Source organism: Paenibacillus sp. Y280 (assembly GCF_056786335.1).
This window is the reverse complement of record NZ_JBXCIW010000023.1, coordinates 51,055-74,065: the sequence shown is the minus strand read 5'-3', so window position 1 is coordinate 74,065 and position 23,011 is coordinate 51,055. Positions and strand designations below refer to the sequence as shown.

The following is a 23,011-nucleotide window of genomic DNA, read 5'->3' as shown; positions in this document are numbered from 1 at the left end:
TCACCCGTCCGCCGCTAATCTTATCCCGAAGGACAAGATCCGCTCGACTTGCATGTATTAGGCACGCCGCCAGCGTTCGTCCTGAGCCAGGATCAAACTCTCCAAATGGAAGTTTTCACTTCGACGCGATGTCGAAGAGAAAGCTTCATGTGTTTGAAATGCTCATTACTTTTATATCGCTTTTTCGCTAAATCCCGAAGGATTTGCGAGGCAGTTTCACTCGTTGTTCAGTTTTCAAAGAGCAATCTTTTCTTTCATGTCGGCCGTGTGTCTCGTTGGCGACCTAGATAATATATCACGTTCGCCTATATGAATGCAAGCATTTTTTTAAATAATAGTGCATCTTTTTTTCACCCCACTATTTACTCCATATTTCTTCTAAATAGTAGTGGAGCTTAAACAGATATACGAGCTAGGTCAAGACATAAAAAAAAAAAAACGAGCTCTGCGTCTTAGCGCAAGCTCGTTATTTAATCGGGTATTAGTATTGTTTGGCTGCTTTATATTGGGCTGCATCTTTAATTAGCTCAAATTTCTTATTTCCCTTATTCAATCCTGCATCGACGGTGGTATCGATTAATACCCATTTGCCATTTAAATAAACTTCATTCCAAGCGTGATATACATCTACATAAGTGGATTGTCCCATAACGAGCTTAGTTGGAATATCCAAGCTGCGAAGCATTCCGGCAAACAGAGATGCGTAACCGTAACAAATGTCTTTCTTCGATTTGAAAGTGCGATCGATATTAGGAAGGTAGTCGATCGATAAATTAGCCGCTAATTGATTATCGTAATTGATGTTAGTAATGATGTAATCATAGACCGCTTTTACTTTCTCAGCATCTGTCTTTTTGTTTTTAGTCAATTCCTTGGCTTTGACAACCGCACTGCTCGAGCTTGTCCATTCAATATTTTGAATCGAATTCAAGTAGACATCATTGCTTTCCTTCAAGCTAAGCGTTACTGATTCTTTACTTATCAGCTTATACTTATTGCCCGTCGTGTTCTCAAGCAACGAAATCGTATATGCACCATTGCCAAGCTGCAAGGGGAAGCTCTCTGCTGTTTTTTCGCTATCGAGATTGTATGTATAGTTTGTTTCGCCTTTGGCAATCATCAGCTTCGTTTTCACTTTAGCATTCACGGCATATTGGATGGAGACAACACCGTTATCCAGATTGCTCGTATTCAGCCAAGCAGATGCATTCGCTTCGCTTGCTTGTGCCACAGTGACATTAATGGATGCAAAAAGTACAAAAGCTGCGATTGCTAAGAATATTTTACGCATGAACGTAACTCCCTTCGGTAGCTGGCTGCCATCTTTCGGAAGGCCCTTTAGCTTTGCGTCCCTACCTTTCGATAGGTTTGCCGTTATCGTGTGAAGCTGCATGCTGAGCGCATGTCCAATACAAACAAAAAAAGCCCATCCATTCGGAAGCTGGCTGCCATCTTCAGGAAGGCCCTTTAGCTTTGCGTCCCTACCTTTCGATAGGTTTGCCGTTTATCGTGTATCGCTTTATTAGATCCATCTTACCATATGATTCTAGCAAATCAATAGATTTCGCCATCTTATTAAGAAGAAATTGGTAGTTATTTCACGATTGCTGCCGCAAATGCTCGACTGTTGAAAATAAAAAGAACCGCAGGCAGCCAGTGCCAAGCGGTTCTGCTATATTAATCGTTACTCTGCCGAGCGTTGATCTCTCATATGAGGGAACAACAGTACGTCACGGATCGATGGCGCATCCGTTAGCAGCATGATCAACCGGTCGATACCGATTCCTAGTCCGCCAGTTGGCGGCATGCCGTATTCTAAAGCACGGATGAAATCCTCATCCATCTCATGCGCTTCATCGTTGCCATGCTCGCGCTCTACAAGCTGCGACTCGAACCGCTCGCGCTGATCGATCGGATCGTTCAGCTCGGTAAAGGCATTGGCATGCTCGCGCGCTACGATAAAGAGCTCGAAGCGATCCGTGAAACGCGGGTCATCTTCGTTCTTCTTGGCTAGCGGAGAGATCGCAACAGGGTGTCCGGTTACGAACGTCGGCTGAATAAGCGTGTGCTCGCCGAACTGCTCGAAGAATGCGTTAAGGATATGACCAAATGTCATATGCGGATCAACAGCAACCTTATGCTCCTTCGCCAAACGATGTGCTTCTTCATCGCTCATCTCCACGCCAAAATCAACGCCCGTCAATTCTTTGACAAGCTCAACCATGGAAACCCGGCGCCACTGCGGTGTCAGATCAATCTCTTGACCTTGATAAGTAATTTTCGTAGTACCGAGAACCTCTTGGGCAATATGGGCGATTACATTTTCCGTCAAAGCCATAATATCTTTGTAATCGGCATAAGCCTCGTAAAGCTCAATCATTGTAAATTCCGGATTGTGGCGAGTCGAAATACCCTCATTGCGGTAAACGCGGCCAATCTCGTACACTTTCTCCAATCCGCCTACGATCAACCGCTTCAAATGAAGCTCGATCGCAATACGCATGTAGAGCTGCATGTCGAGCGCATTATGATGCGTTTCAAACGGACGCGCTGCCGCACCGCCTGCAATAGAATGCAAAGTTGGTGTTTCTACTTCTAAATAGCCGCGGGAATCCAAGTAGCGGCGCATCGATTGAATGATTTTGGAACGCGTAATAAAGGTTTGTTGTACGTCTGGATTCACGATAAGGTCAACATAGCGTTGACGGTAACGAAGCTCTACATCCTTCAAGCCATGATACTTATCGGGCAATGGCAGTAGCGATTTGGTCAATACTTCAACATCATGCGCTTTAACCGATACCTCGCCTGTATTCGTTTTGAATACTACGCCATGCACGCCGATGATATCACCGATATCAAGCAAGTCGAAAGCAGCGAATTTATGCTCTTCAACTGTATCCTTGCGAACATAAATTTGAACCTTGCCGCTCAAATCTTGAATCGTCGCGAAGCCCGCTTTGCCCATGCCTCGCTTTTGCATAATACGTCCAGCAATGCTAACCTTAACCGCTTGGCCTTCAAGCTCTTCTTTGCTCAGCGTTTCATATGCTTGTACAATTTCTTTGGCATTATGAGTGCGCTCGAATTTACGGCCGAATGGGTCTACTCCCAGCCCTCTCAGCTCATCCAACTTGTCTCTGCGAATTTGCAAGAGCTCGCTTAGCTCCTGCTCATTGTTTTCATGTTCCACTTCTTCATCTCCTTGATCGTTCGGCAGGCGTACGCGGTTGTCTCCAGAACCCTGCAGTAAAAGATAAGCATCCAATAAACTTAAATAATAGGTTCTTCTATTGTAAACGTTCAAAAAGCTTCCCACAAGGAAGCTTTTTGATCCGCACATGGCAAACCTTATTTTTTGATATCGAGAATTTTGTACTGGATAATGCCAACTGGTACGCTTACTTCAACGACTGTGCCTTTTTTCTTGCCCAAAATCGCTTTGCCAACCGGACTTTCATTCGAGATCTTGTTTTGCAAAGGATCAGCTTCCGCTGTACCTACAATGGAATAATCCATCGTGTCGCCATATTCCATATCTTCAACCGTTACGATCGAGCCGATGCTCACGGTATCAATATCAATGTCATCATTATTTATAATACGCGCGTTGCGCAGCATTTTCTCAAGGGTAAGAACACGGCCTTCGATGAATGCCTGCTCATTCTTAGCATCCTCGTACTCCGAGTTTTCGCTTATATCGCCATAGCCGATTGCCACTTTAATCCGTTCGGCAACTTCACGGCGTTTGACAGACTTTAGGTTCTCTAATTCATCTTCAAGCTTTCGCAGCCCTTCTTGAGTCAGAATGATTTGCTTATCGTTCATCTTTCCGATTCTCCTGTCATGTGACTAATTATTCATACCTTGTATGAATTCACTGATACCTAATATATTACGCTTCCTGAACCTCATACCTACTGATGTTTGAGGCACTCTTCATGTATTCGTTAGATTATATTGCACGATTATATTGCAAAATTACCCTCAATGTCAATCAAAGCCAGACGACCCATTGAAGCCGTTTCATTTCTGGCAGTTGAAGCAGAAGCCGCTAGATAGCGGCTTTTGTCGAATAGTGTCGGTTAAGTTGCCGAACAAGTAAAATGAATAATTGATCGATTCGTTTTTTAGTATACAACTTCTTCAGCGGCGGCTGCGTCTCCGCTCACAGAAGCGCTTGTTGGCTGGAACTCAGCTTCCTCTTCAAGCGTCCGTACGTAGTTTTCCAAAATGGCTACCATCGGGTCGCGTCCTGTTTCTTCCATAATGACATCCTTCACGCGAGCACCGCCTGGAAGGCCCTTCAGATACCAAGCGAGGTGCTTGCGCATCTCGCGTACCGCGACCGCTTCGTTCTTTAGTGCTACCAGCCGGTCCAGATGCAAAATGGCCACTTTCATTTTCTCGCGTGGCGTAGGGTCGCTAAGCAGCTCGCCATTGGTCAAGTATTGAATCGTACGATAGAGCATCCAAGGGTTTCCGAGCGCTCCGCGCCCAATCATAACGCCGTCGCAGCCGGTATGATCAAGAAGCCGCTTAGCATCCTCTGGCGAGAAGACGTCGCCATTCCCAATTACGGGAATAGATACCGCTTCTTTGACATCCTTTATAATGTCCCAATTAGCCTTGCCTGTATACAGCTGCTCGCGCGTACGTCCATGTACGCTAACGGCTTTGCCGCCAGCGCGCTCAACAGCTCGTGCATTCTCGACTGCGTAAATATGCTGATCATCCCAGCCGATGCGCATTTTCACCGTAACCGGCTTCTGTACCGCATCCACTACCGCCGAGACCATTTCATAGATCTTGTTCGGATCAAGCAGCCAGCGGGCACCTGCATCACACTTCGTTACCTTCGGCACCGGGCAGCCCATATTTATATCGATAATATCCGCATTCGTTTGCTTATCGACGACTTTTGCCGCTTCAACAAGCGACTCTCGGTCACCGCCAAAAATTTGAAGGCTTAACGGCTTCTCACGCTCATCGACGAACAGCATCTCCAGCGTCCGTTTATTTCCGTGCAAAATCGCCTTGTCGCTTACCATCTCCGCGCATACAAGACCTGTTCCGAATTCCTTGGCAATTAATCGAAAAGCCGGGTTGCACACGCCTGCCATCGGCGCTAGCACCACTCTGTTCTTCATCTCGATGTCTCCGATTTTCAGCATGTCGCTCCTTGCTCCTCTTCTAATTATTTATTGTTCCAATCCCTTAATTGCATCATTACTGACGATCGTCAGACATAAGTTCCTCGTAGCTGATTCCTAACGTTTTTGCTATATGGCTGAGCAGCTTTGGATCTGTCTTTCTCGTCCCTCGCTCCAATGAGCCGAGAACCGCTACTGATACGCCAAGCACCTTGGCCAGCTCCTGCTGAGTATAGCCCTTCAGCTTTCGAAAGGCTCTGACGCGCTGCGCCAATTGATTGTTTTCCATAGCGTGATGCCTTCCTTTCCATCCAAAAGCGCCGCCTCAGAAGCTGCGCCTACTTCGGCCTGCAACGGATGCGATTGATCCATAGTATCGTTCAGCGGCACTAATACAAATGACCGCTCCATCATGCGCGGATGCGGCAATATCAGCTCTTCTTGATCCATTCTGACATTATCATATAGGAGAAGATCAAGGTCAATGGTTCTCGGTCCCCAACGTATTTGTCGAACTCTCCCTAATTGCTGCTCGAAAGCAAGCAGCTGTCTCAGCAGAATGATCGGGGAAAGCGTCGTTTGCACGGCTAACGTCATATTGAGAAAAGGCGGTTGTTCCGTATATCCTACAGGATCCGTCTCATACATACCAGATACTTTATTTACCGCGATGTTCGGGTGTGCGTCAATGAGACCAATCGCAGAGAGCAGCAATTGCTCGCGATTGCCCATATTGGAGCCTAATGCGATATAAGCTTCCGCTGGTGCGCCTTCAAGCGGGAATTGTTCGTCCATCAGCATCCCGCTTTCTGCGCAGCTCTACTGTTACTCCATCAAAGTGGATGTCGAACGGCGGATGCGGCTTCGTTACTCGAACCGTAACTTCATTTACCATAGTATAAGCTTCCAGTACTCGTGATGCAATGTGACCCGTTAAAGCTTCAATCAGCTTAAAAGGCGGGCCTTCCACGATCGTTTTGGCTAACGCATGAATTTCCGCATAATTAACCGTATGGCTCAAATCATCCGTCTTCGCAGCCTGCTCCAAGTCCATCCGCAGCTCGATGTCGACGTAATATTGCTGGCCCAGCTTATTTTCTTCGGGAAATACGCCATGATAGCCGTAGAACTTCATCCCTTTAACTATCATATTATCCATTATATGCTATTCTCCTGTCGATGCAGCTTAGCTGTCTTTTTAAAAAAGCCTTCCGCAGCAAGGTTAGCCGCGATACAGTATTGCATCCGTCATGAGCGCGGCGCGCTTGATTGCGCGCACATCATGGACGCGCATGATTTGGCAGCCATGCGCGATGCCGAGGACGACGGTCGCAGCCGTCCCCTCAACGAGGTCTTCCACAGGCAGATTCAGCGTCTGCTTGATGAATCGCTTGCGCGAGGTGCCGAGCAGCACCGGATAGCCGAGCGCATGCAGTTCGGATAGACGACCGAGCAGCTCGAGGTTGTCCTCATGGGTTTTGGCGAAGCCGATGCCGGGATCAAGCCATATTTGCTCATCGGCGATGCCGGCAGTATGAGCGATGCTGACGCTGCTTAGCAGGTCAGCGAGCACATCCGGGACGAGGTCGTTATAGTCCCGGGCGTGGCGATTATGGCTGATAATGACCGGACAGCCATACTCCGCCGCAACGGCGGCCATATTGGGGTCGCCTTTAAGGCCCCAAATGTCATTGATGATGTGAGCGCCAGCCTCCAGCGCCGCGCGAGCCGTCTCCGCTTTGTAGGTATCAATCGAGAGAGGAATATGCGGCAGCGCTTCGCGCACCGCACGAATGACGGGAACAATGCGCCGAATCTCCTCTTTCACATCCACTGGCTCAAAGCCAGGGCGGGTCGACTCACCGCCAATATCGAGAATGTCGGCGCCGTCCCGAGCCATCGCAATGGCATGGGCAACGGCGGCATCTATATTCGTATAACGCCCGCCATCGGAAAATGAATCAGGGGTAGCATTGAGAATGCCCATAATTAAGGTGCGGCTGCCTAATTCCAGATTGGCACTGCCGCCAAAACTATATGCTCTATTGTAGAATCGTGGTTGTTGATCCAATGTTCGTCCGCCACCCTTATTCGTATTCTTTAAGCTGCAGCTGTATATGACGGATAAGCAGATCACCTTAATCGGCTCGCGTTGATTGTCGGTATAGCGACAGCAATTCTCTAGTCACAGCTCCCGCTTCACCGTCGCCAATCACCGCACTCCACCCGTTTGCGTCCGATATTTTGGTTACAGGGACAAGCTCCTGAATCGAATTGGTTAACCAAATTTCGTCAGCCGACTGAAGCTGCTCCCAGCTGTAAAGCCCTTCTTCCGCCTTGTAGCCCGCACAACGCGCCAGCTCAAGCACGCGCGCGCGCGTTATGCCTGGCAAAATGCCAACCGTAATGTCGGGCGTATTTATGACTTTATCCTTAGCAAAAAACAAGTTGCTCACAATTCCCTCTGCCAGCCATCCCTCATGGCTGAGCATAAGTCCTTCGGCGCCTGGCGAGGCATCGCCAGCCAGCAGTTCCCGCTTTGCAATAATATTGTTCATATAATGGAGAGATTTGAAGCGAACATCGCCTTCAGGCGTATTCCGCCTAGTCTGCATAAGACGCAGCTCCCGTCCGCGCATATGAACCGCATCATTAACTGGCGGCAATGCTTTTACAAGCATGAACATATTAGGCTGCTCATAATCACCTGTCGGCAAGCCGAGCTCAGCTTCACCTGCACTGACCGTCATTCGAACGTAGCCATCCTGAAGCCCGTTCGCCTCCAGCAGCTCTCTCACCCAGTTGCTTACCTTCTCGGCATCAGCATGATACTGAATCCCCAGCTGCTTACAGCCCGACTGCAATCGATTCATATGCCTATCCAGTAAGTAAGGCTTCCCCTCATAGGTGCGAAAGGTCTCAAACAAGCCCATGCCGTACAAAAAACCGTGATCATATACTGAGATCACGGCTTCGCTCGCTTCCATAACGGAGCCGTTCAGTCCGATTTTCATCGAACTGCGCTGCTCCGATTTTGCAAGAAATTACGAAGCATCGTCAGACCATGCTCCGTTATAATCGATTCCGGGTGGAATTGCACCCCTTCAATAGGATATTCCTTGTGGCGCAGCCCCATAATCTCGCCTTCATCCGTCTCTGCCGTAATTTCCAAGCAATCCGGCAGCGTTTCGCGGCGCACGATGAGAGAGTGGTAGCGCGTAGCAGTAAATGGCGATGGCATGCCTGCAAAAATCGACGTTCCATTATGATGAATAGCGGAGGTTTTGCCGTGCATCAGCTTCTCTGCGCGAACCACTTCGCCTCCGAAGGCTTGCCCGATCGATTGATGGCCTAGACAAACGCCGAAAATCGGGATTTTTCCTTTAAAATAGTCAATAAGCGACAGGCTGATGCCTGCTTCATTCGGCGAGCAAGGACCTGGCGATATCAAAATATGATCAGGAGCCAGCGCTTCAATTCCTGCCAAATCAATCTCGTCATTGCGTTTAACTACAATCTCTTCCCCAAGCTCACCCAAATATTGAACCAAATTGTACGTGAAAGAATCATAATTATCGATTACCAGTATCATGTTAACGCTCCTCCTCTTTCCGATTCCGCTGCTTGTTCATGCGCGGCAAACCGCTCGCTATACTGAATGGCCTTCCATAATGCCTTCGCCTTGTTCAACGATTCCTTATATTCTCTCTCTGGTCCAGAATCGATCACGATTCCCGCTCCCGTTTGAATATGGGCAATCCCCTCCTGCAGTGCAATTGTTCTAATAATTATATTAAATTCCATATCGCCATTATAGTCAATCCATCCAAGCGAGCCCGTATAAGGGCCTCGGCGTGTCGGCTCAAGCTCTTCGATAATTTCCATGGTGCGAATTTTCGGAGCGCCGGTAATCGTTCCCCCTGGAAAAGTAGCCGAGATAACATCGTAAGCATCCTTGCCGCCTGCTAATTGTCCCTCTACTTGGGAGACAAGATGCATGACATGCGAATACTGTTCGATTACCATAAGCTCTTCCACTTTAACTGTGCCATAGGCTGAGATGCGTCCAAGATCATTCCGCTCCAGATCAACAAGCATAATATGCTCGGCCCGCTCCTTCTCATTCGATAGAAGCTCATCTGCGAGTCGAAGATCCTCCTCTTCTGTACGTCCCCGCCTCCGAGTTCCCGCAATGGGCCTTGTGGCAAGCTTGTTATCACGAAGCTCAACCAATAGCTCCGGCGATGCCGATACAAGCTGAAACTCGGGACAGCGCAGAAAACCCATGTAAGGCGACGGATTAACGAGTCTTAGCCATTCATACAACTCTTCTGCCGAAGTCGCAATCTCCTTGCTTTGCCGTACGGAAAGATTTACTTGAAAGACGTCGCCTTGCTCGATATAGGCTTGTATTTTTCGAACGGCCTCCATATAAGCTTCCTTCGAGAACGGAGAGGTAATGCCAGTGACAGACTCAATGTCTATTTCCAGCGAATCATCCGCGAGCAGTTGCTGCCGCTTCTCTCGCAGCAGCGCCGCCTTCGCCTTGGCGCGTTCTTCGTCGAACCAGGTCAGCCAATAATCGGTCATTCCTTCTGCTCTAGCAAGCGCTCGCTCGTAAACAGAGCCAAGCTCGTCTTCATTCGCGCCAAAATCAACCTTCGTATGAACTACACAATATACCTTCGATTGCACATGGTCGATGATCCACAGCTCATTCATTTGCATAAATAAATAATCTGGCATATTCCGATCATCCTGCGCAATAGCAGGCAATCGTTCAATGGAGCGTATAATATCATACCCCCAATAACCGACGCAGCCGCCGATCCACTTAGGACCGCCTTCAAGCCTTGGGCCAAGCTGTCCGCTCATCCATTCCCTCACAACCTCCAGCGGCTTACCTTCCCACTGGCGCTCGCTATGCTCCTCAAGCGAATGGAACTCAACAGAATGAGCAGACAAGCCTTTTCCGCGTATCACGCCGTCAGGATGCAAGCCCAAATACGAATAGCGTCCGTCCTTGCCGCTCTCTAGTATAAAAGCATAAGGCGAGGCATCCTGCCAGACCTCTTCCCATGAAGAAACGCCAGCTCTATTCTCGAGCTCAAAGGGCAATTCCTTGAGCAGCGGCAGCGTCGTATATTTCCGTTCGGCGTGCCACCGATACCACTGCTCCATTGCGGTGACCATCACCTTCAACCCCCGATAACTTGACTTATTTTGCTCAGTATACAGAATAGCAAAGTAAAAAGAAAGCCTTCCATTCCAAGGAATGAAAGGCTGTCTTTGTATAGGCAATAAAAATTAGTTTTCGAAGTTGAATAGTGGAGTTGAGAGGTAACGTTCGCCATTGCTTGGAACAATAGCAACTACACGTTTGCCAGCGCCAAGCTCTTTCGCAACTTGCAGAGCAGCATAGATAGCTGCACCAGAAGAAATTCCGCAAAGGATGCCTTCTTCTTTCGCTGCGCGACGAGCGTATTCAAACGCATCTTCGTTCTCAATTGTAATAACAGCGTCATAGATTTCGCGATTCAAAATATCAGGTACGAAGTTAGCGCCGATACCTTGGATTTTGTGAGCGCCTGGTTTGCCGCCAGAAAGAATCGGCGAAGCCGCAGGCTCAACAGCGTAAATTTTGATGCCATCAAAGTTTTTCTTAAGCACTTCACCCGTACCAGAAATGGTACCGCCAGTGCCGATACCTGCAACGAATGCATCCAATTTGCCGTCAAGGGAGTTGATCGCCTCAACGATTTCTGGACCAGTCGTTTCACGGTGGATCTTCACGTTGGCTTGGTTTTTGAATTGTTGCGGCAGGAAGTAGTTAGGGTTCTCGGCTGCAAGCTCTTCAGCTTTGCGAACCGCACCGTTCATACCTTCAGATCCTGGTGTCAATACAAGCTCAGCGCCGTAAGCGCGAAGCAGGTTGCGACGCTCAACGCTCATGGTTTCAGGCATTACAAGAATAGCTTTGTAGCCTTTGGCTGCTGCTACAAGTGCTAGTCCGATTCCTGTGTTGCCGCTTGTAGGCTCAATGATCGTGTCGCCTGGTTTAATAATTCCTTCTTGCTCCGCTACCTCAATCATGCTGATTGCGATACGGTCTTTTACGCTTGCACCTGGATTTTGGTATTCAAGCTTTACATAAATTTCTGCACTGCCTTCAGGTACGAGACGGTTCAAACGAACAAGCGGAGTATCACCGATAAGATCTAGAACGCTTTGCACAATTTTGGCCATGGAAATAACTGCCTCCTTATTCCGACTAATTCAGTTGGTTTTTTCACTAACTCCATATTAACAATGTCTTGCATCCGTTGTCAATAGTGACTTTCTCACTCCACTGAAAACGCTGCTCAGATCGATGCTATTCCGTTTTCACTGCATCATATTTATCGAGAAGCGCATCTTCAAGATCCGTCATCGAGTCGGCACGCTCAAGCGCCAGCTGTTTGCGAACCGTATCATGCAGCCTGCGCCCCGTCATTTTTGTCGTTGTCTGGCGTTCGATGAGCCGAATTATCGCATAGCCGGCGTCAACCTTAATGGGACCCGCCATTTCAGCCACCTGCAATCGGCTGGCTGTATCCAGCATTTCTCGATTGTAGAAGGGGTCATCTTCATCAATTAAGCCTAAATCTCCGCCTGAATCGGCCGTGAAGGAGTCAATCGAGTAGGTGCGGGCAAGCGTAGTGAAGTCTTCACCATCCGTTAGTAGCCCTAATACAGAGTTCGCCTCCTTCGACGTTTCCGTCAAAATCCATTGCAAATGCAGCTGCATCCGCGCATCAAACTCCTCGGGATGATCGGCAATATAACGATCGACCTCTTCATCGGAGACATTTATGCTTCGAATGACGATTTTTTCCATCAGCAAACGGTAGCGGAGATCTTCAAGCACCTGCTCCTTCGTCATGCCGACCTGCTCCTGCATAACTTCATAGAAGCGAGCCTCGCTGTCGTAGCCTTCAACCATTTTCTCAAGCGCACGGCTTTGCTCTTCAGCCGATATAGACAGCTCGAAAGCCGCAGCTTCTAAATCAATCGCTTTGTGCACCATTAGTGTACGCAGTACAGCATCTCCATACTGCTTATGAAGCTCCTTCTCCAGATCGGCTAAAGTAATCTCTTCCGCACCGACCTTGGCGACCACTCGCTGCTTGTCCGTTTGTTGGGACGAATCAGCGCCCGGTGATTGACCAGATTTGACAGGATCATCCTTCTCTTCATCGCTGCCCACATTCGTCTGCGGACTACTATTCGGCATTCGGTCATTCCCTGGCCACACCTTCGCAATTACGACAACCGTTAACACCACCATACATACGGCTTGAAGGATGACAACGGCCCTCAGCACCTCGTATTTCTTCATTACCCCAATGCCTCCGATTATTGGATCGGCTTCGGCTTCGCTTGATCTAGCAACAGCTCTAGCTGCGCCCGTTCAAATGTATACGCTTCGTTGCAAAATTGGCAAACGACTTCCGCTTTTCCGTCTTCTTCAATAATTTGTTTCAGCTCATTTTCGCCCAAACTGAGAAGCGTTTGCTCTACGCGTTCCGCGGAACAGAAGCATTGGAATCTCAAGTCCATCGTATCGTGTATATGAAGATCTCCGTTATCGCCAACAATCCGGGCAAGCAGCTCCTCAGGCGTCTCGCCTTGATCCAGCAAAGCCGTTACAGGAGGCAGCGCGCCAACCGCTTGCTCCAGCCGCGTAATTTCCTCATCCGTAAGTCCTGGCATCAGCTGCACGATAAATCCGCCTGCATGCAGCACCGCGTTATCCGTATCCACTAATACACCAAGGCCAACCGCAGAAGGCGTCTGCTCCGAAACCGCGAAGTAGTACGTGAAATCCTCGCCAAGCTCGCCAGAGACAATCGGAATGCTTCCGCGATAAGGCTCTTTCATGCCTAAGTCCTTTGTAATATGAAGATGACCGCTGCGTCCAACCGCTCCGGCAACATCCAGCTTGCCATGCGCATTGCTCGGCAAATGAACTTGCGGATGGTCAACATACCCCCGCACCTCGCCGTCTGCATTAGCATCCACGACGATTTGACCGATTGGGCCATCGCCTTTCACTTGAATGGTCAGCTTCTCTTGCCCTTTCAGCATAGCGCCCATGATGGCTCCAGCTGTCAAGGTGCGACCCAATGCTGCCGTAGCAGTTGGAAAGGTGCCATGCCGTTGCCGAAGCTCCTCCACAAGCTGAGTCGTGCGAGCTGCGAACACTCGAATTTTGCCGCCCCATGCCGTACCTCGCACCAACACGTCCTTCAGCTGATTTTCCATCATAATCCCTCCTGATTGCGTTCATATATAATTCTTAAGCCTTCAAGTGTCAGAAGCGGATCGACCTCTTCTATCGTTTCCGATTCGGCAGCGATTAACTCCGCCAAGCCCCCTGTCGCGATAACGCGCGGATTGACGCCAAACTCTGTACGAATACGTTTTACGATACCGTCTACTTGTCCTGCATATCCGAAAATAATGCCAGCCTGCATCGACGTTACCGGATTGCGGCCAATGACGCTCTTCGGCCTCACTAGCTCAATGCGCGGAAGCTTCGCGGCACGCTGATACAGCGCCTCGGTAGAAATCCCGATTCCCGGAACAATAGCTCCGCCTAAGTAGTTGCCCCCTTCATCGATGTAATCGAATGTTGTCGCCGTTCCGAAATCAACCACAATGAGGGGTGATCCGTATTTGACGATGCCCGCTACGGAATTCACGATGCGATCCGCGCCAACCTCACGCGGATTTTCATAGCGGATATTTAATCCGGTTTTCACGCCAGGCCCTACGACAAGCGGGGTTTTGCGCAAATATTTTAAGCATAGCTGCTCTAATGTCCGCATGAGCGGCGGCACCACTGAAGAAATAATGACGCCGTCCATCTGCTCCAGCTTCACGCCAGCGTAATGAAATAGATTGTGAATCGTAATGCCGTATTCATCTACGGTCGCCGAACGATTCGTGCTAAGCCGCCAATGGTGCAGCAGTTCTTTTCCTTTGTATATGCCGAGCACGATATTCGTATTCCCGACATCAATGACGAGGATCAAAGCGTTTCCCCACCCTTCTTCTCATTCAAATCCAAGCTAATATCAAGCGCATGGAAGGAATAAGTCAGTCCGCCTACGGAAATAACGTCAACTCCGCATGCCGCAATACGATTTATTGTCTCTAATGAAACGCCGCCCGACGCTTCTATAATGACATGAGGCGATGTTCCTTTGATTCTTGCTACAGCTTCCTTCATCCGCTCAGGAGCCATATTGTCGAGCATAATGATGTCTGCACCGCATGCCAGCGCCTCATCGACCTGCTCAAGCGACTCCGTCTCCACTTCAATTTTCATCGTATGCGGAATTTTGCGGCGTGCTGCCTCGACTGCCGCGCGAATGCCGCCAGCGCCTTTGATGTGATTGTCCTTAATCATCACCGCATCGTACAGTCCGAACCGGTGATTGGCACCGCCGCCTACCCGTACTGCATACTTCTCCAGCATCCGGTGGCCTGGCGTCGTTTTGCGGGTATCCACAAGACGAACCGGAAGCCCTTCAAGCGCATCAACGAAAGCGCGTGTCTTGGTAGCTATGCCCGAGAGCCGTTGCATTAAGTTCAGTGCTAGGCGCTCGCCTATAAGCAAGCTGTGCGTACTGCCCTCTACTGTAGCGATTACTGTACCTTTATCTACATGTTCGCCATCCTGCACCTTTTGCTCGAATACAAGCGACGAATCTACAACCTCAAATACAAGCTTAGCGATAGGAAGCCCTGCAATAATGCCGCTCTCCTTCACGTGAATAACAGCCTTCGACTTCGACTCTCTAGGAATCGTTGTCTCGGTCGTTATGTCTCCGCTGCCTAAATCCTCTGCGAGCCAGCCGCGAATTTGATCGCGCACTGCAGCATCATACCCGCCTGCCGTCCATTCATACATCCTCTATTCGCTCCTCCGTCAGTCCATATAGACGGTGCAACACCGTATGCTTCCTCCATGCCGCATCGTCGCGTACCGGAAAATCCTCCCGGTAGTGAGCTCCCCGGCTTTCTTCCCGCGAAAGCGCCGCTTCCGTGGTCAGCATCGCGCAGGTTAGCAAATTAGCAAACTCATACTCTTCACGCTCGGTTAGAACCGATTGATAAATCGAAAGCTGCCGCTTCAATTCCTCAAGACCCTTCTCAAGCCCCTTTGCATCACGGCGCAGGCCGGCATAACGCACCATAATTTTTTGCAGCTTAAGCCGTCTTTCTACAACAGCTTGAATCGATGTACCGCTTCGCTCGATTTCATTTTCAATAATAGGAACCAACGTACTGCTTGGCAGCTCATTTATTCGCTTCACGATTCTTCTGCCAAATACGATCGCTTCAGACAACGAATTGCTTGCCAGTCGATTAGCGCCATGAACACCCGTGGATGATACCTCGCCGCATGCAAACAAACGCTTAATGTTCGTTTCCCCATTTAGGTCGGTTTTCACTCCTCCCATCATGTAATGCATAGCAGGGGCAACTGGAATCCAATCGGACGTTAAGTCGAGACCGTATCTCAAGCAGTATTCATATATAGTAGGAAAACGGTGCTTCACCATTTCCGCCGATTCATGCGTAATATCAATATAGACGAAGGTTGATTTCGTCTCTTCCATCTCGCTGACGATCGCTCTTGCCACAATGTCCCTTGGCGCCAGCTCCAGCTGCTCATGGTAACGCTCCATGAAGCGCTCTCCTTTTATGTTGCGGAGATACGCCCCTTCTCCGCGCACGGCTTCCGAAATGAGAAATCTCGGCGCGCCCGGATAGCAAAGGGAAGTCGGATGGAATTGAATAAACTCCACATCCTGTATGTATGCTCCTGCACGATAAGCCATCGCAATGCCGTCTCCCGTTGCAACCTCGGGATTGGTTGTATAGCGGTAGAGCTGACCGGCTCCGCCGGAGCTCAGGATGACCGCTTTTCCTTTCACGAACAATCGTTGACCGCTTGGCTTCTGAACAATAACGCCGCAGCATTCGCCGTCCTGAGTAATAAGGTCGATCACAAAATGATCGTCCCACACTTCTATTTTCGGATTAGCAATAGCGGTTTCCGATAGCGCTCTAACGATCTCAAAGCCCGTCGCATCACCGTTGGCATGCAAAATACGCCGCTGGCTATGCGCGCCTTCCTTCGTAAGCGCAAACTCGCCATTTTCCAAATCGAATTGGGTACCCATCTGGATCAGGCTGCGAACGCCCTTTGGTCCTTCATGAACGAGCACATCAACCGCTTCGTTCGAGCACAGGCCAGCCCCTGCAACGAGTGTATCCTGCCTGTGGTAAGCGGGCGAATCCTCGTCCGATATAACAGCAGCGATACCGCCTTGCGCGTAGCGCGTGTTGCTGTCGAGCAGCGATTTTTTGGTAATCATAAGAACGGAATGATGCTCGGTTGACCGTATAGCTGTAAAAAGACCGGCAATGCCGGCCCCGATAACGATGACATCTTTTTCAATAACAGGCAGCTCACTCAACTGCACATCGACTAAATATCTGGGAATCATTATGGCTCCTCCAAGCGTAAACGGCAAAAGCCGGCTTTGGCTTTGTTGCTTTCGTTTCGTGGTGAAATATAAGCATAATAGGAAATGAGTACGAATAAGTCTTATATTTCAAACATAGGAGTAGCGCATACTACTTCACGAGTAGCATGCGCTCCAAGGACAAACGTGCTTGATCCGCAACATGCGGCGGTACATAAATTTGAGGCTGCATCGTCTCCAAGCATTTTACGAGCTTCTTCAAATTATTTACCTTCATGTTAGGACATACCAAATATTTAGATGCAAAATGGAATGTTTTGTCTGGGCTGTCTAGTCGAAGCTGGTAGCCTGTACCGTCCTCTGTGCCTACGATAAACTCCTGGCACTCCGATTCTTTACAATATTTGATAATTGCGGTTGTACTGCCTACAAAATCGCCAAGCTCGACAACCTCAGGACGGCATTCCGGGTGAACAACAAACTGTGCGTTCGGATATTTCGCTTTCATTTCTTCTACGTCTTTCACGGTAAGCATGTCATGCGTGTTGCAGTAGCCTTCCCAGATAATCATTTTCTTATCGGTGTTCTGCTGCACATAGTGACCAAGGTTTTTGTCCGGTACCCAGATGATCTCGTCACCTTCAACCGAATTAACAACCTTAACCGCATTCGCCGACGTACAGCAAATATCAGTCTCAGCCTTGATTTCCGCAGACGAGTTGATATACGTAACGACCTTTGCATTTGGATGCTGCGCTTTCAGCTTGCGCAAGCCGTCCACGCTTACCATGTCTGCCATCGGGCAGCCTGCACGCTCGTCGGGAATGATGACCGTCTTGTTTGGCGCCAAAATCTTTGCGCTCTCGCCCATGAAGTGAACGCCGCAGAATACGATAACATCGGCATCCGTTTGGGCTGCCTTCTGAGCAAGCAGGAAGGAATCTCCGCGGAAATCAGCTACCTCTTGAATTTCATCACGCTGATAATAATGGGCTAAAATGATAGCATTCCGTTCTTTCTTCAACTGTAACAACCGTTCACGCAGCTCACGGTTTTGCTCCGCCTTGCGTTCCAGTGCCAGTGCTTCCACAGTAAATCCTCTCCTCTTATGAGGGATGGGGGATAATGCCCATTCCGTTATACGGCAAGCTGAACTTTGTGAATTGATGCACAAACTTAGAAAGTCGCTTACCTATAGTTTAAACCAAAAGGGATAAATTCATTTGATTAAGATTTAATTTACACGTGGTAGATGCTACTGTCAATGTATTAAAGGCCATTTTCGGGCAGCAATTTAAAATTAATTAACAAGTAGGCTATCTGATAGCAAAGTTCAACTTCATTAGGTGTTCAAAAATGAATAAAAGGCCTCCATCCATAATGGAATAGAGACCTTTGCATCTTTAATGACACTACCGCTTAGCCGGATCGTAAGGCTGTCCAAGTGCTGAAGGAGCGTTCGAGCGGCCGACCGCGCCTGCCAGAACGATTAGCGTCAATACGTAAGGCAGCATGTAGAAAAACTCAACTGGAATTTGCTTCGAGAATTCAAACAGCTGCGCGAAGCTTCTTAGTGCTTGTGCAAGTCCAAAGAACATGGCTGCTCCAACGACGCCAAGGGGATTCCATTTGCCGAAAATGAGCGCTGCCAGCGCGATAAAGCCTTGCCCGGAAATCGTATTATGCGCAAAGCTGCTCGTCGTAGTCAACGTAATCGTTGCACCGCCGAGACCTGCGAGCGCTCCGCTGAGCAATACACCGATGTAACGATATTTCGTAACGCTGATTCCGACAGTGTCCGCAGAGCTAGGATGCTCGCCCACCGCGCGAAGTCTTAAGCCAAATGGCGTGCGGAAAAGAACGAAATAGCTGACAACTGCAAGAATGATGACGATATATGTTGTTGGATAAGCAGTAAAGATCGCTTTGCCAAGCAGCGGTATATCCGATAAGAAAGGTATTTTCATTTTGTGAAATACGTTTGCAAGCTGCGGCGTTTGTCCCGAACCGTCAAATAAGCTTTTGGTTAAGTAAAGCGACAAGCCTAGCGAGAAAATGTTAATAACGACGCCTACGACCGTCTGATCGGCCCTGAACGTGATGGTGGATACGGCATGCAGCAGCGAAACTAAGACACCATATATGGCTGCCGCTACGAGTCCGATCCAAGGAGACGCATTTCCGAGGCCAGCCTGAATGGCATATTCGGTCGCAACCGCAGCAGCGAACGCGCCGGATACCATCAAGCCCTCCAGCCCAATGTTGACGACACCTGAACGCTCGGAGTACATTCCCCCGAGTGCTGCAAAGATAAGAGCGGTGGAAAACACAAGTGTTGTATTAATAAGCTGTCCAATGACATCGATTACGTTCATTCTACACCGCCTCCTTCCGCTTGCTTGCACGTTTATTTAGAAAAGGCTTCAAGAACCACTTCACCAATCCATGCGAAGCAACGAAGAAAATAACGGCGCCGATTACAATGCGCACAACCTCTGGCGGAACGCCAGCGCCAAAGCTCATGCCTGCCGAGCCGTAGCTGAGGCCGCCGAACAAGATTGCACCAAGAAGTACACCAATTGGCGTATTGCCGCCAAGCAATGCTACCGCAATGCCATCGAAACCGTATCCCGGTGAAGCAGCCATAACCGTCTGGTTGCCGAACACGCCCAAAATTTCAAACACGCCGCCGAGGCCGGCAAACACACCGCTTATAAACATCGATTTAACCATCGTTAATTTAACATTCATCCCCGCATACAGTGCCGCATCGGGATTATGTCCAACGGCGCGCAGCTCATAGCCTTGCTTCGTACGCCAAAGCACGATATAAAACACGACGATGCAGATGAGTGCAATGATCGTTCCCCAGTGCATCCGAGCGTTGTCCGTCAATTTAATAAGCCAGTCAATCTTCACCATTGCCGATTCATGAACGGCCATCGATTTCTGCTGACCCTTCTCGACCAGAAACTTCGCAATAATAAAATTAGACAAGAACAAGGCGATCCAATTCAGCATAATGGAAGAAATAACTTCGTTGACGCCGCGTTTTGCTTTCAAATATCCGGCAATTGCCGCCCATAGCCCACCGAATACAGCTCCCGTAATAATGGCAAGCGGAGCATGGATATACCAAGGCAAGTCGAGCAGAACGCCTATAATCGTTGCGCCTGTCATGCCCATTACAAATTGTCCCTCTACCCCGATATTGAAAAGTCCAGTACGGAAAGCGAACGAAACCGCAAGACCCGTAAAGATCAATGGAGTAATCGCCCGAACGGCTTCGCCCATGTTGTAAGGCGTGCTAAAGAGCTTGTCCAGCAATGAGCTGTAAGCCAGAATAGGATTGTAGCCTCCAGCTAGCATAGCAATAGCGCCGATCAATAGCCCGAGTATGATCGCCACACCTGGAATAAGGATAGAAGATTTATTAAATATTTTCTTTAATGTTTCCATATACGCTATCCTCTCCCCTCTGATGCAGCAACGGCCGACTTATTGCCAGCCATCATCAAACCAAGCTGTTGATCATCTCTGCGCTCAGCGTCAACCTCGCCCATTAGCTTGCCTTCGTACATGACCGCTATCCGATCGGATAAAGCATAAAGCTCATCAAGCTCGAAGGATACGAGCAAGATCGCTTTCCCCTCATTGCGGGCTTGTACCAGCCGCTTATGCACATATTCAATTGCGCCAATATCGAGCCCGCGTGTCGGCTGCACAGCAATAAGCAAATCAGGATCCTTATGCAGCTCGCGTGCGATAATCGCTTTTTGCTGGTTGCCCCCAGAGAGTGCGCGCGCATGAGTATGGATACCTGACGAGCGTACATCAAATTCCGTTACGAGCTTGTCAGCCAGCTTGTCCATCGCATCGTAGTCAATAAACATCGAGCGGCCAAATTCCGGCTCAAAGTAAGTATTTAAAATCATATTTTCACTAACCGAGAAATCAAGCACCAAACCGTGCTTATGCCGGTCCTCCGGAATGTGGCCTACGCCTGCAACTGATATTTGGCGGGGGGACAGATTCGTCATATCACGGCCATTCAGCTTCACGCTGCCGCCATCTAGTTTTCGCATGCCGGTAATCGCATAGATAAGCTCGCTTTGACCGTTGCCGTCAACACCGGCTATGCCGACAATTTCTCCGGCACGAATGTTAAAGCTGGTGCCGTTCAATGCATTTTTGCCATGCTCGCCCTTCATTTGCAAATCATCAACCGAAAGGACAACCTTGCCTGGCTCGTTTTTCGTCTTCTTGACCTCGAAGGACACATCCCTGCCTACCATAAGCTCAGCAAGCTGCTGCTCATTCGTCTCATCTGTACTGACGGTTTTGACAACCTTGCCTCGTCTTATAACCGTTACAGAGTCGGCAAGCGCCATAACCTCTTTTAATTTATGCGTGATAATTATAATCGACTTGCCTTCTGCAGCCAGATTGCGAATGATTTCGATCAACTCTTCGATTTCCTGTACGGTTAGAACGGCAGTCGGCTCGTCGAAAATGACAATTTCCGCACCACGATACAACGTTTTCAAAATTTCGACCCGCTGCTGTGTACCTACCGTAATATCTTTAATCCGCGCCTGAGGATCTACCTTTAGACCATAACGTTCGGAGATCGCCCGAACCTTCTCATTTGCCAGCTTATAATCGATTTTCAAACCTTTGACAGGCTCATTGCCAAGGACAATATTTTCAGCAACTGTAAAAGGCTGTACCAGCTTGAAATGCTGATGCACCATGCCGATGCCTAAATCAATGGCTTTTGACGCGCCTTCTATGACAGTCTGCTCGCCATTAATCCAAATTTCACCTTCATCCGGCTGATATAATCCGAATAAAATGTTCATAAGCGTCGACTTACCCGCGCCGTTCTCACCTAGAAGCGCATGGATTTCGCCCTTTTTTAATTCAAAATTAATGGAATCATTTGCAACGAGGCCTGGGAAGCGTTTTGTAATACCCTTCAACTGTACTGCTGTCAAACTCCGGTCCATTCTCATCATCTCCCCGGTTTTCTAACGCTGACTAAACCACAAAAAAAAGGACAAAAACCGGCCGAAGCCGGTCTTGTCTGATACATCGACATACGAACCTTAATCAAAGGATACCTTTGGATAAAGGAAACTATTCAGTCGGTACCTTAATGTCGCCGCTAACGATTTTTGCTTTATATTCATCTACTTTTGCAAGCACATCAGCAGGAACGTTCTTGCTTGTTGCCGGCAAACCTACTGCATCGTCTTTCAAACCAAGCTCTTGAGTTGTTCCGCCAGCAAAGTTGCCTGCAATCAGGTCTTTAGAAACTTTATGAACCGCTGCATCTACGCCCTTCATCATCGACGTAAGCGTGATTTCATCACCGAATTCAAGCGATTGGTCTTTGTCTACGCCGATAACCCAAACGTCATCGCCGTTATCTTTACGAGCTTTTGCTTCATTGAACACACCGTTGCCTGTAGCGCCGGCAGCGTGGAATATGATGTCAATTCCAGAGTCGTACATAGTCGCTGCAGACAATTTGCCAAGGTCAGGCTTACCGAAGTCGCCAGTATACTCAGCTTTTATTGTCGCATCTGGCTTAACTGCTTTTACGCCCGCTGCGAAGCCTGCTTCAAAACGTTTGATAACCGGAATTTCCATGCCGCCTACAAAGCCGATTTTGTTTGTTTTAGTCATAAGACCTGCAACAACACCTACTAGGAAAGAGCCTTCATGCTCAGCGAATGTAATCGAAGCAACGTTTGGCGCTTCAATTACGCTGTCAATAACAGCCAGCTTTGCATCTGGGTTCTCTTTTGCCACTTTGCTAAGCGCGTCATTGAACAAGAAGCCAATACCCCAAGTCAGGTTGTATCCTTCTTTAACGAAGCTGTTCAAGTTCGGCTCCATGTCTGCTTCGCCTTTGCTCTCCAAGAACTTCGTTTCTGCGCCTGTTTCAGCCGTTACTTTCTGTAGAGCTTCCCATGCGCTTTGGTTAAACGATTTGTCATGAACGCCGCCGACGTCAGTTACCATACCGATTTTAAAATCTTTACCCGTACCATCGGATTCTACTTTGGCACCCTCATTTGTGTTTGTGCCTGCGCCGCCCTCATTGTTTTTCTTCGCTCCGCAAGCTGACAACACAAGTGTCAATGCGATCATCATAACGAGCATAAAGCTAAATGTTTTTTTCATGCGTGTTCTCTCCCTTGCTCAAATTTAGGTAAAGCCTTGCAACCCCTGAATACTTTCTTATTCTTGCTGTTTCTGGCCGCTATTATTTCATTATAGTTACAAAAAAATATACGTCAATGATTT

Annotated in this window: 22 protein-coding genes, 1 rRNA gene and 2 riboswitches; all 23 genes read right to left on the bottom strand. The window is 48.6% G+C overall.

Annotated features, from left to right (window positions below):
* Positions 1-108 (bottom strand): 16S ribosomal RNA (locus AC1TPC_RS22465); the annotation flags it as partial.
* A gap of 373 nt (positions 109-481) precedes the next feature.
* Positions 482-1,291 (bottom strand): transglutaminase domain-containing protein, encoded by an 810-nt coding sequence (locus AC1TPC_RS22460; RefSeq protein WP_482069025.1) that lies wholly within the window; start codon positions 1,289-1,291, stop codon positions 482-484.
* A 13-nt stretch (positions 1,292-1,304) separates the two neighbouring features.
* A riboswitch (cyclic di-GMP riboswitch) is annotated at positions 1,305-1,383 on the bottom strand.
* 50 nt (positions 1,384-1,433) lie between these two features.
* A riboswitch (cyclic di-GMP riboswitch) is annotated at positions 1,434-1,512 on the bottom strand.
* Positions 1,513-1,684: 172 nt separating this feature from the next.
* Positions 1,685-3,193 (bottom strand): lysine--tRNA ligase, encoded by a 1,509-nt coding sequence (gene lysS, locus AC1TPC_RS22455; RefSeq protein WP_482069024.1) that lies wholly within the window; start codon positions 3,191-3,193, stop codon positions 1,685-1,687.
* A 158-nt stretch (positions 3,194-3,351) separates the two neighbouring features.
* A complete protein-coding gene (gene greA, locus AC1TPC_RS22450; protein ID WP_076271320.1) occupies positions 3,352-3,828 on the bottom strand; it encodes a transcription elongation factor GreA in 477 nt (158 codons plus the stop codon).
* Between the two features lie 302 nt (positions 3,829-4,130).
* Positions 4,131-5,174, bottom strand: coding sequence for a tRNA dihydrouridine synthase DusB (gene dusB / locus AC1TPC_RS22445; protein WP_482069023.1), 1,044 nt, complete (start codon positions 5,172-5,174; stop codon positions 4,131-4,133).
* 55 nt (positions 5,175-5,229) lie between these two features.
* Complete coding sequence (locus AC1TPC_RS22440) at positions 5,230-5,442, bottom strand: helix-turn-helix domain-containing protein (protein WP_053373332.1); 213 nt, start codon at positions 5,440-5,442, stop codon at positions 5,230-5,232.
* The gene (folK, locus tag AC1TPC_RS22435; RefSeq protein WP_482069022.1) at positions 5,394-5,948 is read right to left on the bottom strand and encodes a 2-amino-4-hydroxy-6-hydroxymethyldihydropteridine diphosphokinase; all 555 of its coding nucleotides are present in this window, start codon (positions 5,946-5,948) and stop codon (positions 5,394-5,396) included. The genes AC1TPC_RS22440 and folK overlap by 49 nt, the downstream gene beginning before the upstream one ends.
* Positions 5,926-6,312, bottom strand: coding sequence for a dihydroneopterin aldolase (folB, locus tag AC1TPC_RS22430; RefSeq protein ID WP_482069021.1), 387 nt, complete (start codon positions 6,310-6,312; stop codon positions 5,926-5,928). Before folB ends, folK begins: the two co-directional genes overlap by 23 nt.
* A 63-nt stretch (positions 6,313-6,375) precedes the next feature.
* Positions 6,376-7,224 (bottom strand): dihydropteroate synthase, encoded by an 849-nt coding sequence (gene folP / locus AC1TPC_RS22425; RefSeq protein ID WP_482069020.1) that lies wholly within the window; start codon positions 7,222-7,224, stop codon positions 6,376-6,378.
* 67 nt (positions 7,225-7,291) lie between these two features.
* Positions 7,292-8,167 (bottom strand): aminodeoxychorismate lyase, encoded by an 876-nt coding sequence (gene pabC / locus AC1TPC_RS22420; RefSeq protein WP_482069019.1) that lies wholly within the window; start codon positions 8,165-8,167, stop codon positions 7,292-7,294.
* Positions 8,164-8,745: an aminodeoxychorismate/anthranilate synthase component II gene (gene pabA, locus AC1TPC_RS22415; protein ID WP_482069018.1), complete on the bottom strand. Its 582-nt coding sequence runs from the start codon at positions 8,743-8,745 to the stop codon at positions 8,164-8,166. Before pabA ends, pabC begins: the two co-directional genes overlap by 4 nt.
* Entirely contained in the window at positions 8,742-10,346 is a 1,605-nt protein-coding gene (locus AC1TPC_RS22410) for an anthranilate synthase component I family protein (RefSeq protein WP_482069031.1), read from the bottom strand. The genes pabA and AC1TPC_RS22410 overlap by 4 nt, the downstream gene beginning before the upstream one ends.
* Positions 10,347-10,460: 114 nt before the next feature.
* The gene (gene cysK / locus AC1TPC_RS22405; protein WP_482069017.1) at positions 10,461-11,399 is read right to left on the bottom strand and encodes a cysteine synthase A; all 939 of its coding nucleotides are present in this window, start codon (positions 11,397-11,399) and stop codon (positions 10,461-10,463) included.
* A gap of 127 nt (positions 11,400-11,526) precedes the next feature.
* Entirely contained in the window at positions 11,527-12,531 is a 1,005-nt protein-coding gene (locus AC1TPC_RS22400) for a peptidylprolyl isomerase (protein WP_482069016.1), read from the bottom strand.
* Between the two features lie 17 nt (positions 12,532-12,548).
* Complete coding sequence (gene hslO, locus AC1TPC_RS22395; protein WP_482069030.1) at positions 12,549-13,457, bottom strand: Hsp33 family molecular chaperone HslO; 909 nt, start codon at positions 13,455-13,457, stop codon at positions 12,549-12,551.
* Positions 13,457-14,230 (bottom strand): type III pantothenate kinase, encoded by a 774-nt coding sequence (locus AC1TPC_RS22390; protein WP_482069015.1) that lies wholly within the window; start codon positions 14,228-14,230, stop codon positions 13,457-13,459. Before AC1TPC_RS22390 ends, hslO begins: the two co-directional genes overlap by 1 nt.
* On the bottom strand, positions 14,227-15,111 hold the full coding sequence (gene nadC, locus AC1TPC_RS22385; protein ID WP_482069014.1) for a carboxylating nicotinate-nucleotide diphosphorylase: 885 nt from the start codon (positions 15,109-15,111) through the stop codon (positions 14,227-14,229). The genes AC1TPC_RS22390 and nadC overlap by 4 nt, the downstream gene beginning before the upstream one ends.
* The gene (gene nadB, locus AC1TPC_RS22380) at positions 15,104-16,717 is read right to left on the bottom strand and encodes an L-aspartate oxidase (RefSeq protein ID WP_482069013.1); all 1,614 of its coding nucleotides are present in this window, start codon (positions 16,715-16,717) and stop codon (positions 15,104-15,106) included. The genes nadC and nadB overlap by 8 nt, the downstream gene beginning before the upstream one ends.
* Before the next feature lie 130 nt (positions 16,718-16,847).
* The gene (gene nadA / locus AC1TPC_RS22375; protein WP_482069012.1) at positions 16,848-17,786 is read right to left on the bottom strand and encodes a quinolinate synthase NadA; all 939 of its coding nucleotides are present in this window, start codon (positions 17,784-17,786) and stop codon (positions 16,848-16,850) included.
* Between the two features lie 322 nt (positions 17,787-18,108).
* The gene (locus AC1TPC_RS22370) at positions 18,109-19,071 is read right to left on the bottom strand and encodes an ABC transporter permease (protein WP_482069011.1); all 963 of its coding nucleotides are present in this window, start codon (positions 19,069-19,071) and stop codon (positions 18,109-18,111) included.
* A 1-nt stretch (position 19,072) separates the two neighbouring features.
* A complete protein-coding gene (locus AC1TPC_RS22365) occupies positions 19,073-20,155 on the bottom strand; it encodes an ABC transporter permease (protein WP_482069010.1) in 1,083 nt (360 codons plus the stop codon).
* A 5-nt stretch (positions 20,156-20,160) separates the two neighbouring features.
* Positions 20,161-21,705 carry an ABC transporter ATP-binding protein gene (locus tag AC1TPC_RS22360; protein WP_482069009.1) on the bottom strand — a complete coding sequence of 515 codons (1,545 nt, stop codon included), beginning with the start codon at positions 21,703-21,705 and terminating at the stop codon, positions 20,161-20,163.
* Between the two features lie 130 nt (positions 21,706-21,835).
* Positions 21,836-22,888: a BMP family lipoprotein gene (locus tag AC1TPC_RS22355; RefSeq protein ID WP_482069008.1), complete on the bottom strand. Its 1,053-nt coding sequence runs from the start codon at positions 22,886-22,888 to the stop codon at positions 21,836-21,838.
* Between the last annotated feature and the right edge of the window lie 123 nt (positions 22,889-23,011).

Excerpts from the sequence above, each read along its gene's own strand:
- dusB (WP_482069023.1), bottom strand. The coding sequence starts at position 5,174 with ATGCTGAAAATCGGAGACATCGAGATGAAGAACAGAGTGGTGCTAGCG.
- AC1TPC_RS22355 (WP_482069008.1), bottom strand. The coding sequence starts at position 22,888 with ATGAAAAAAACATTTAGCTTTATGCTCGTTATGATGATCGCATTGACA.
- AC1TPC_RS22370 (WP_482069011.1), bottom strand. The coding sequence starts at position 19,071 with ATGAACGTAATCGATGTCATTGGACAGCTTATTAATACAACACTTGTG.
- nadB (WP_482069013.1), bottom strand. The coding sequence starts at position 16,717 with ATGATTCCCAGATATTTAGTCGATGTGCAGTTGAGTGAGCTGCCTGTT.
- AC1TPC_RS22460 (WP_482069025.1), bottom strand. The coding sequence starts at position 1,291 with ATGCGTAAAATATTCTTAGCAATCGCAGCTTTTGTACTTTTTGCATCC.
- AC1TPC_RS22400 (WP_482069016.1), bottom strand. The coding sequence starts at position 12,531 with ATGAAGAAATACGAGGTGCTGAGGGCCGTTGTCATCCTTCAAGCCGTA.
- AC1TPC_RS22410 (WP_482069031.1), bottom strand. The coding sequence starts at position 10,346 with ATGGTCACCGCAATGGAGCAGTGGTATCGGTGGCACGCCGAACGGAAA.
- AC1TPC_RS22360 (WP_482069009.1), bottom strand. The coding sequence starts at position 21,705 with ATGGACCGGAGTTTGACAGCAGTACAGTTGAAGGGTATTACAAAACGC.
- nadC (WP_482069014.1), bottom strand. The coding sequence starts at position 15,111 with ATGTATGAATGGACGGCAGGCGGGTATGATGCTGCAGTGCGCGATCAA.
- AC1TPC_RS22440 (WP_053373332.1), bottom strand. The coding sequence starts at position 5,442 with ATGGAAAACAATCAATTGGCGCAGCGCGTCAGAGCCTTTCGAAAGCTG.
- AC1TPC_RS22365 (WP_482069010.1), bottom strand. The coding sequence starts at position 20,155 with ATGGAAACATTAAAGAAAATATTTAATAAATCTTCTATCCTTATTCCA.
- pabA (WP_482069018.1), bottom strand. The coding sequence starts at position 8,745 with ATGATACTGGTAATCGATAATTATGATTCTTTCACGTACAATTTGGTT.
- folK (WP_482069022.1), bottom strand. The coding sequence starts at position 5,948 with ATGGACGAACAATTCCCGCTTGAAGGCGCACCAGCGGAAGCTTATATC.
- hslO (WP_482069030.1), bottom strand. The coding sequence starts at position 13,457 with ATGGAAAATCAGCTGAAGGACGTGTTGGTGCGAGGTACGGCATGGGGC.
- greA (WP_076271320.1), bottom strand. The coding sequence starts at position 3,828 with ATGAACGATAAGCAAATCATTCTGACTCAAGAAGGGCTGCGAAAGCTT.
- folB (WP_482069021.1), bottom strand. The coding sequence starts at position 6,312 with ATGGATAATATGATAGTTAAAGGGATGAAGTTCTACGGCTATCATGGC.
- pabC (WP_482069019.1), bottom strand. The coding sequence starts at position 8,167 with ATGAAAATCGGACTGAACGGCTCCGTTATGGAAGCGAGCGAAGCCGTG.
- cysK (WP_482069017.1), bottom strand. The coding sequence starts at position 11,399 with ATGGCCAAAATTGTGCAAAGCGTTCTAGATCTTATCGGTGATACTCCG.